This window comes from Pseudomonas sp. Je.1.5.c (genome assembly GCF_051129895.1).
In the GTDB taxonomy this organism is placed as follows: Bacteria; Pseudomonadota; Gammaproteobacteria; order Pseudomonadales; family Pseudomonadaceae; genus Aquipseudomonas; species Aquipseudomonas urmiensis.
Window position 1 is genome coordinate 72,583 of the sequence record NZ_JBCPSP010000026.1, and the last position, 9,348, is coordinate 81,930.

Annotated in this window: 9 protein-coding genes and 1 pseudogene; 4 read left to right on the forward strand and 6 right to left on the reverse strand. The window is 61.3% G+C overall.

All coding sequences use genetic code 11. From position 1 onward, the window contains the following. Positions 1-4: 4 nt before the first annotated feature. Positions 5-1,084: a polyamine ABC transporter substrate-binding protein gene (locus tag AAZU54_RS18405; RefSeq protein WP_186557173.1), complete on the reverse strand. Its 1,080-nt coding sequence runs from the start codon at positions 1,082-1,084 to the stop codon at positions 5-7. 101 nt (positions 1,085-1,185) lie between these two features. Between AAZU54_RS18405 and AAZU54_RS18410 the strand changes: the two genes are divergently transcribed. Continuing rightward, a complete protein-coding gene (locus AAZU54_RS18410) occupies positions 1,186-2,076 on the forward strand; it encodes a LysR family transcriptional regulator (protein ID WP_434727485.1) in 891 nt (296 codons plus the stop codon). Positions 2,077-2,181: 105 nt separating this feature from the next. Here the strand turns inward: AAZU54_RS18410 and AAZU54_RS18415 are convergent, their stop codons facing one another. The 3 genes and pseudogenes from AAZU54_RS18415 to AAZU54_RS18425 all read right to left on the reverse strand — a co-directional run. Continuing rightward, on the reverse strand, positions 2,182-4,617 hold the full coding sequence (locus AAZU54_RS18415; RefSeq protein WP_186557175.1) for a TonB-dependent receptor: 2,436 nt from the start codon (positions 4,615-4,617) through the stop codon (positions 2,182-2,184). Positions 4,618-4,731: 114 nt separating this feature from the next. Next, positions 4,732-5,613 carry a FecR family protein gene (locus tag AAZU54_RS18420; protein ID WP_312154579.1) on the reverse strand — a complete coding sequence of 294 codons (882 nt, stop codon included), beginning with the start codon at positions 5,611-5,613 and terminating at the stop codon, positions 4,732-4,734. Beyond that, positions 5,614-6,124: pseudogene (locus tag AAZU54_RS18425) on the reverse strand (RNA polymerase sigma factor); the annotation flags it as partial. Between the two features lie 130 nt (positions 6,125-6,254). Here AAZU54_RS18425 and AAZU54_RS18430 point away from each other — a divergent pair. Beyond that, a complete protein-coding gene (locus AAZU54_RS18430) occupies positions 6,255-6,743 on the forward strand; it encodes an LEA type 2 family protein (RefSeq protein ID WP_186557177.1) in 489 nt (162 codons plus the stop codon). Between the two features lies 1 nt (position 6,744). Here AAZU54_RS18430 and AAZU54_RS18435 read toward each other — a convergent pair whose 3' ends face one another. Further along, entirely contained in the window at positions 6,745-7,008 is a 264-nt protein-coding gene (locus AAZU54_RS18435; protein ID WP_186557178.1) for a hypothetical protein, read from the reverse strand. A 131-nt stretch (positions 7,009-7,139) separates the two neighbouring features. Here AAZU54_RS18435 and AAZU54_RS18440 point away from each other — a divergent pair, with 131 nt between their 5' ends. Beyond that, the gene (locus AAZU54_RS18440) at positions 7,140-7,460 is read left to right on the forward strand and encodes a DUF883 family protein (RefSeq protein ID WP_186557179.1); all 321 of its coding nucleotides are present in this window, start codon (positions 7,140-7,142) and stop codon (positions 7,458-7,460) included. A 31-nt stretch (positions 7,461-7,491) separates the two neighbouring features. Here the strand turns inward: AAZU54_RS18440 and AAZU54_RS18445 are convergent, their stop codons facing one another. Further along, complete coding sequence (locus tag AAZU54_RS18445) at positions 7,492-8,109, reverse strand: tRNA-(ms[2]io[6]A)-hydroxylase (RefSeq protein ID WP_186557180.1); 618 nt, start codon at positions 8,107-8,109, stop codon at positions 7,492-7,494. 154 nt (positions 8,110-8,263) lie between these two features. On the opposite strand from AAZU54_RS18445, the gene AAZU54_RS18450 reads away from it, so the two are divergent. Beyond that, entirely contained in the window at positions 8,264-9,127 is an 864-nt protein-coding gene (locus AAZU54_RS18450; protein WP_186557181.1) for a universal stress protein, read from the forward strand. Positions 9,128-9,348: the final 221 nt, after the last annotated feature.

Here is a 9,348-nt window from a genome sequence, read left to right on the forward strand (position 1 = left end):
GAGGTCACTGGCCGCTGCGCAGGGCGTTCCACAGCCGGTTGCGCTGGCGCAGGTCGGACAGTTGCATGCCCCGGTCGGCGTACAGCCGCTCACGCACGGAGGCAGGCGGATAGATGTCCGGGTCGCTGCGTACGGCCTCATCGACCAACGCCGTTGCCGCTTGGTTGGCGTTGGCGAAGAACAGCGTGTTGGTCAGCGCCGCCACCGATTCGGGCTGCAACATGAAGGCAATGAAGGCGCGGGCGGCTTCTGGGTGCGGGGCGTCCTTGGGAATGACCAGGTTGTCTTGCCAGACCACCGTACCCTCGCGGGGAATGCGATAGACCAACTCGAAGCGCTTGCCTGCGCGCCGCGCCTGGTCGGCGGCCATGGCGGCATCGCCGTTGTAGGTCAGCGCCAGGCACACGCTGCCATTGGCCAGGTCATTGATCTGGCGACCATTGGCGACGTAGCTGATCGACGGTTTGAGTTGGCGCAGCAGCGCCTGGGCAGCATCCAGGTCGTCCTTGCTCTGGCTGTAAGGGTCCTTGCCCAGGTAGTTGAGGGTCAGGCCAATCACCTCCTGTGGTGAGTCAGGCATGGCGATGCCGCAATCCTTGAGCTTGCTGGCGTACTCGGGCTTGAACAGCAGGTCGAGGCTGTCCAGCGGCACGTCGCCCAGACGTTGGCGCACGGCCTCGACATTCACCCCCAGGCCGAGCGTGCCCCAGGTGTAGGGCACGGCATAGCGGTTGCCAGGGTCGGCCACGGCCAATTTGGCCAGCAAATCCTTGTCGAGGTTGGCATAACCGGGCAGCGTTTGCGGGTCGAGTGGCTGCAGCGCGTTGGCCTGCAGCGCCCGCGCCAGGACCGTGGATGACGGCACCACCACGTCGTAACCGCTGCGCCCGGTGAGCAGTTTGGTTTCCAGCACCTCGGTGGTATCGAAGGTGTCGTAACGCACCTTGTAGCCCGTCTCCTTTTCGAAGCGCTCCAGGGTTTGCGGGGCGACGTAGTCGGCCCAGCTGTAGAGGTTGACGACCTTCTCTTCGGCCTGCAATGGCAGGGCCAGCACCAGGGACAGCAAGCACAGCGATCGACGCATGACGGACACCTCGGCAATGGGTGGATGCCGCCAGCATGCCAGCCGGGTTACATTGCAAGAATGGCAAGTTTGCAAAGCTGACATTCATCAGGAGCAATGTGATGCTCGGACAACTGCACGACCCCGACCTGCATCTGTTGCGGCTGTTCGTCACTGTAGTCGAGGCCGGCGGCTTCAGTGCCGCCCAAGGCGTGCTGGGCTTGAGCCAGCCGAGTATCAGCCAGCAGATGGCACGCCTGGAAACGCGCCTGGGTTATCGCCTGTGCAGCCGCGGCAAACGCGGCTTTGCGCTGACTGACAAAGGCCAGTTGCTGCTCAAGGCAACGCGCGAATTGCTGGTGCAGATCGAACAGTTTCGCCAGCAGGCCAATGGCGCTGCCGGGCAACTGCTGGGCACCCTGCGCATTGGCATTGCCGAAAACCAGCACAGCGCCGTGAGCCGACGCCTGGGCAATGCAATCGCCCGCTTCAGGCAACGACAAGAAGCGGTGCAACTGGAGTTGATCAGCGCCCCGCCCGCCGAGATGGAACGCTTGCTGCTGGAGCAGCGGCTGGATTTGGCCATCAGCTATTTTTCCGGTAAGCAGGCGGCATTCGACTACCAGCCGCTGTTTGCGGAAACCCAGCGGTTGTATTGCGGCCAGGGCCATCCCTTGTTCACGGCCGAGACGGTGAGCCGCGAACAGCTGCTGGAGGCGGACCAAGTGCGTCATAGCTATCGGTTCTTGCAGGGAACGGATGCGTTTCAGAGCCAGCGCAGTTCAGCCCAGGCCGAACAGATCGAGAGTGTGCTGACCTTTATCCTGTCGGGGCGGCACGTGGGGTATCTGCCGTGTCACTATGCCGAGCCTTGGCTGCTGCGAGGGATGCTGCGGGCATTGGATTCGGGGTTGGATTTCGTCGTGCCGTTTACCCTGGCGCGTCATCGCGGGCAGGTGCCGGGGGACACGCAGGAAGCGTTTGTGCAGGATCTATTGGCGGCGTTCGCTTGAGACAGAGGTGTCAGTCGCCGTCATCGCCGGACAAGCCCTACAAGGTCAACTTCGATCCTGTAGCAGCGGGCTTGTCCCGGGATGACGATGCCCTGCCGATCCCTATCAGTAGGCCAAACTCCAGGTCAAGGTATAGGTCCGCCCACGGCCCTGATAGTCATACAGGTAGGCTGGTCCATAGGTCGGCGAATAGAACAGCGTCGCCCGCTGCCCCCAGACCGTGCTGTACTGCTTGTCGAACAGGTTCTGAATACCGGCGCTGAAGGTGCCAAAACCGGTGTCCTGACTGCCCAACAGGTCAAAGGTGGTATAGCCATCGATCTGCTGGTCCTGATCGTCTTTCAAAGTGAAGGCGTGGTTGGCTTGCAGCCGTGCGCTGCGCCCATCACCCTTCCAGCCGACAAACGCCGTGGCCTTGGACAGCGAGGCGTAGCGGGCATCACGCTTGATCCAGTCGCCGTCCTGATCTTCCTCTTGCGACTTGACCACATGCACGGTGCCGCCGGTTTCCCAGCCACTCTGGAAATGACGGGTCAGAGCGCCTTCGAAACCAAAGTCGCGCTTCTTGAAGTCCACCACGTCAATGGTCAAGGTCGCAGGATCGGTGGTGATGGTCTTGTCGGTCCAGATGTAATACAGCGCAGCCTGGGCGTCCCAGTCCAGGTCGGCATAGCGCCATCCCAGTTCGACCTGACGGCTCTTGATCCCGGCCAGGGGGTTGTCGTCAACGCTCAGCCCTTGCTTGCCGTAGTACTTGGCCGGATCAGGCAGTTCGAAGCCTTCGCCGTAGTTGCTCCAGACCTGGTGGCCATTCTTGAAGTCGTAGATGGCGCCGAGGTTGAACAGGTTGACCTGATAGTCGTTGTTGCCGCCCGGCACCGTCTTGAAGTCGCTGACCTCAACGTCCATCTGCTGACGCCTGGCACCGCCAGACAGGGTCAGGTTGTCGGTCAGGCGCCAGTCGAGCTGCGCGTAGGCCGAGACGCCATCGACTCGATAGCTGGGATAGCGCGGCGCCTCGCTGAGTTTGTCCAGGTCAAGGCCGCCACTTTGCGAGGAAGTCAGTGGGTCGAAGGTGGTTTGCTGGGCGTTGAAGCGCTCGCGATCCAGGTCGACGCCATAGGTGAGCTTGAGCGTGTCCCACTGCTTGGCGAACAGCGCCTTGAGGCTGCTGACCTCAAAATTTTGCTGGGAGGCCGCAAAGTACACGCCGCGCGAACCTGGCACCCCACCACGGTTGTAGTAGGGGAACGGGTAGAAATTGTCGTCCTCCTTGCGGTAGGAGGCCTGCAGGTAGAAATCCTGACCGAGGACATCGCTGTGGTGGTAGTTTGCGTTGAGCAGCAGGCGCCGGGTCTGAGGTTGTAGATCAGAGGAGTAGCCGCCACGCAGCTGCGCATCTTCAAGGTCCGACGGCGCGTTGTGGTTGAGGTTGGGAAAATAGATACCTGTGCTGCCATGGTTGCCGGAATCGTAGTACTGGGCCAGCAAATCCAGGCTCTGCTCATCGGTGAGCTTCAGGCCGACGCTGCCCATGACGTCGATCGCCCGGTTGTACTGCAGGTCGGTCTGGGTGTTGTCGATGAAAATCTGATCGCCGGCGCCGTCGTAGAAGGCTTCGTTCTGCTCGGCGGAAATACCCAGGCGAGCGTTGATCCGCTCGTTGCCGCCACTGACCGACTGGGCTATGCGGGTGGCCAGGTCGTCACTGTTGTTGAAGCCACTGCTGGCGCCAATCTGGGTTTCGAAGCGGGCCGCTCCTGGCTCGCCCTTCTTGGTCACGATGTTGATGATGCCGCCCGTTGCACCGCCGCCATAGACCGCGTTGGCGCCGGACAGCACTTCGACCCGTTCGACGTTAAAGGGCGAGATGCTGTCGAATTGGCGCGAAAGCCCGCGCGAGCTGTTCTGGCTAACGCCATCGATCATCACCAGTACATCGCGACCGCGCATGTTCTGGCCATAGTTGGTCCGGCCTTCCGGCGCCAGGTCAAGGCCTGGCACCAGTTTGCCGATGGCTTCCTTGAGGCTTACACCGCTGTCGAGCTGCTCGCGCAGTTGCTGCTGGTCGACCACCCAGACCGTTCCGGGGATTTCGCTGATGGCGGTGCTGGTACGCGAGGCGACGGTGACTTCGGTGGGCTTGAGGCTGACGCTCTGCGGCGCAGCATTGGCCTTACGCAAGGTCACCGTGCGCGCATCGCTGAATTGCCAGCTCATGCCGCTGCCGGCGAGTAACTGTTGCAGCGCCTGCTCGATGCTGTAGTTGCCTCGCAACGCAGGGCTTTGCAGCTCGGCGACGTCGCGGGTGGTGTACAGCAAGTGCAGACCGGCCTGGTCGGCGAAGCTGGTCAGCGCCTGATCCAGGGCCTGGGCGGGCAGATCCAGCTGGACATGACGCGCTGCGACCTGGGCGTCACCGGCGGCGTGCACCGCAGCGATGGGCAGCGGCCCGGCTAGCATGGCCAGGGCGCTGCAAGACAACAGGGCATGATTGAAACGACCGCCGCGGCGGTGCAGGGGTTTGAGCGTGGCCTTCACGAAAGGGCTTCCAGACAAGGCGTAAATGAGAATGGGTTGCTGATCAGTCCCACTACGACGTTCTGGCTTTCATCAACTTGCAGTGCGAGATGAAAAATATTTCGCTTTATCGCTTCAGTGGACCACGGCGAGCCACGGCAGGTAGGTGATTTTCAGGTTGTAGCGCTGCTCCAGGGTGCGCAATAGCGCTTCTGGCTCGTCGAGATCGAACACGCCGCTGACTTCAAGCGCAGCCAAGGTGTGATCGGAAATCAGGATGCGCCCATGCTGGTAACGCTCAAGCTCGCTGAGTACCTGGCCCAGGGGCTTGCCGTTGAAGATCAGCTTGCCACGCTGCCAGGCGGTCAGCGCCCGGGCATCATTGGCGACCGCCACCGCTTGCGTACCAACCCGTGCTTCACCCTCGGCCAGCACCACGCTAGGGCCACTGGCCAAACGCCGGACGCTGAACACCGCCTCGCGGCCCTGCACGGGCTCACCGCCGGCCTCGACTACGAACGGACGCAGGTCGCTTGCCGTTTCGAACAACGCCTCGCCCGCTTTGAGCACGACTTTGCGCTCGCTGTCGCTAAAGGCGAGCGACAAGGCGCTGCCACTGTTAAGCGTGACCCGTGAGCCGTCCGCCAGGGTGATGACCTGCCGCTGACCGATGCCAGTGTGGTAATCGGAGGTCCACACCGGCACTTGCTGCCAACCAATGATGCCCGCCACAGCGAGCACCGCGGATGCAGCGATTGCCAGTGGCCAACGCCGTTTGCGCGGCGCAGGTTCAGCAACGAAGATTTGCGCAGCGTTGGTCTGCCCGATGTCTGCCCACAACGCCTCAGCTTCTCTCGCGGCCTCGGCATGCGCCGGGCTCAACTGACACCAGCGCTGGTAACGCGCCTGGTCAGCCGCGCTGGCATTGCCCGAATGCAGCAATACCTGCCAGTCGAGAGCATCATCGGAAAGATCGCTGAGCGGATGTAGCTCGGGCATGGCAGATAGGTCAGTCATGGTTGTGTTTGAGCCAGTCGCGGCAATGGCGCAGGGCTTGGCCGATGTATTTTGCCACCATGCTCTCGGAAACGCCCAACCGTCTTGCGATTTGCGCCTGAGTCAGGCCCTCGACGCGATTGAGCAGCAACGCCTGCCGCGCATTGCTCGACAGCTCAAGCAGGGCCTGGTCCAACATCTGCAGGCGTTCACTGGCCAGCAGCGCCGCTTCAGGTGGCGGCGCCGGGCACGGTAGCTCGCCAGCGGCTTCACTAGTCTGGTGATTGGCGGCGATGCGCTGTTCGCGACGCAGCGCATCGATAGCCAGGTTGCCAGCAACACGGAAGATGAAGCTGCGGGCGTGCAGCACCGGAATCGCTTGTTGCTCGATCTTCACCAGCTTCAAGTACGTCTCCTGAGCCACGTCAGCGGCGCGCTGGCGGTCGCTCATGCGGCGGGTCAGGAACTGCAACAGGTCGTCGTAGTGCTCCTGGAAACTTGCCAGCAGCCCAGACACGGGAGACGTCAGCATGAAGGGAGAAAGCCAGTAAGAAAAATTATCGGACGTTAATGAGAGTATCTTTCATTAAGCCCAACACTTTCAACGTCGGCGTGCATTTGCCACACTGGCCATTCACCTGTCATGCACAAGGCCCTTCCCCATGACGCTGCGCTTATCCCGTCACCTGCGGCTTTTGTTGGTCGCTCTGTTGGCCTGCACAGTTAATGCGTGCGCGCTGTTTCAGGCGCGCGACCCGTTGAACATCAGCGTGATCGGCATAGAACCGCTGCCCGGCCAGGAGTTGGAGCTGCGCATGGCCGTGAAGATTCGCGTGCAGAACCCGAACGAGACGCCGGTGGATTTCAACGGCATCGCGCTCAATCTGGAGGTCAACGATCAGCCCTTGGCCGCGGGCGTGAGCGATCAGCGCGGGCATATCGGCCGGTATGACGAGACTGTGATCGTGGTGCCGGTCAGCGTCACCGCGTTCGCTTTCCTGCGCCAGGCCTATGGCTTGAGCCAGGTGCAGTCGCTGCAGGGCCTGCCCTATGTGCTGCGCGGCAAGTTGGCCGGCGGTCCGCTGGGGACGGTGCGTTTCACTGACAAGGGCAAGCTCGACCTGCCCCAGGCCAGCAGCGCGAACTGGTAGATCAGCGGTTGCTGTTGGCGGCGGCCATCATCTTGTTGACTTCGCTGCGCACCATATTGGCGAAATCGGCCGGCGTCATGGCATCCAGTTCGGCACGCACCCATTCGGCCCACTTGCCTTTGCGCCGGGATTTTTCGGCGATCAACCGCCCGGCCTCGGCCTTGGCCTTGCCCAGGTTGCTTTGCCAATACTCGAACAGCCGCGCTTTCTCGCCTTCGATCTGCGCCCGTTCCTCAAAGCTTCTGTTGGCCAGATTGAAACTCATGAAGGTCTACCCTACCGCTTGGAATTGGGCGCTATCTTACACTGATGCAGCGCCCGCCCGGAACGTTGGCGCAACTTTCCAGCCTCTGCGGCATCCATTGCTTTAACCCACCCATCGACGAGGACGTGTTCATGGCCAGGAAAACTGCCACGCAAACCGATAGCGATCAGATCAAGGACCAGGTGTTCAGCGAATTGCAGTCGTTGATCGAAGAATCCGAAAGGCTGCTCGAACAAAGTGCGACCCTGGTGGGCGAAGAAGCCGACACCCTGCGCGCGCAGATCAGTCTGAAACTGCGCCAAGCACGCCAGGCGGCGGGCTCGGTGCGCGACAAAGCGCAACCGGTGGTGGATGCCACGCAGGATTATATCGGCGGCCATCCCTGGCAGACGGTGGCAGTCTCGGCCGGCTTCGGCCTGGTGATTGGCCTGCTACTGGGCCGCCGTCACTAGCCTCGTTCGATCCGCTGGCGCCAGATCAGGCTCAGGCCGCCTGGGCCAGCGGAATGCCGCTGTGAAAGCGCAACTCCTGATCTGGGGAGGTGATCAACTCAGCCTCAGCTTCACGCACTAACGCCACGACGCGAGCGATGTCGGCCTCGTCGCCGTACTGGCGGGCGAGCTTGAGATAGCCCAGAAAATGCCGTGCTTCGCTATTGAGTAGACCGTGATAGAAGGTCCCAAGCTCTTCATCGAGGTGCGGCACCAGGGCGGCGAATCGCTCGCAGCTGCGCGCTTCGATAAACGCGCCTACCACCAAGGTGTCCACCAGCTTGACCGGCTCATGGGCGCGCACCAGGCGGCGTAGACCCGAGGCATAGCGCCCTGCCGAAACCGGACGCAATGGCACGCCACGGCGCTTCATCAGGCGCAGCACCTGTTCATGGTGGACCAATTCTTCACGAGCCAATCGCGACATCATGTTGATCAGATCAAGGTGGGTGTTGTACTTGGCAATCAGGCTCAAGGCGGTGCTCGCTGCCTTGAACTCACAGTTTTTGTGATCGATCAGCAAGGTCTCCTGGTCGGCGAGCGCCGCTTCGATCCAGGCGTCAGGGGTGCGGCAACCGAGAAAGGCGTCGACTTCGGGAATCAGGGACATAGGCTCACAATCACGCAACAACGGCAGGGCCGGCGATTATACCGGGGGTGGCGGCGATCGCCAGCGACTATGCTTGATACACGTCAAGCGGCATTGATAGGGACGCCGACTATAGTCAGGCACAGGCCAAACAATCCGAGGGGAGCCCATGTCCATGCAACAGGTCCGTAGCATCCTGGTCGTACTTGATCCCGATCACGCCCATAGCCGCGCCCTGACCCGGGCGAAACTGATCGCAGGCGTTACCGGCGCCCGCTTGCACCTGCTGATGTGCGACAAGAAGCACGATCACAGTGCGCTGCTAAGTCTACTGGCGAGCCAACTACATGATGACGGCTACGACAACGTGACTCATGAACAGGCCTGGCACGACACTTTGCACGAGTCGATCATCGCTGTGCAGCAAGCCGAAGGGTGTGATCTGGTGATCAAGGAGCATCGGCCAGACAACCCGCTGAAAAAGGCATTGCTGACGCCCAGCGACTGGAAACTGCTGCGCCAGTGCCCGTCTGCGGTACTGATGGTCAAGAGTGAGCGGCCTTGGACTGGCGGGGTGATCCTCGCGGCAGTGGATGTAGGCAATCATGACGAGGCGCACCGCCTGCTGCATACCAACATCATTGACCATGGCTATGCCATCGCTGCGCTGGCGAAGGGTGAACTGCATGTGATCAGCGCCCACCCCTCCCCCATGCTCTCAGCGGCAGACCCGGTTTATCAGAACTCGGATACCATTGAGCAGCGCTATCGTGAGGCTTGCAAGGCTTTCCAGGCTGAGTTCGATATCAGTGATGAGCGCTTGCACATCGCTGAGGGGCCAGCGGATGTGTTGATTCCCTATACCGAGAAGCACTGTGATGCGGTGGTGACGGTGATTGGTACGGTTGCACGGACGGGCATCTCCGGGGCCTTGATCGGCAATACGGCGGAGGTTGTGCTTGATTCGCTGGAGGGGGATGTTCTGGTGCTTAAAAGTGAAGAGGCCAGGGAGCACTTGGAAGAACTAGCGCGGGGCTGAGCCCTCTTTGTTGTGTCAGTTGCCATGTCTTCGCGGGCAAGCCCGCTCCTACAGGGGGCGTGGCAAGCCCGTATTAGGCGCGGCGATATAGCAAGTCTGGAAAGACAAAACCCCTACCTGCTCGCGCAGATAGGGGTTTTGCGAAATGAATCTTGACGATGACCTACTCTCACATGGGGAAACCCCACACTACCATCGGCGATGCATCGTTTCACTACTGA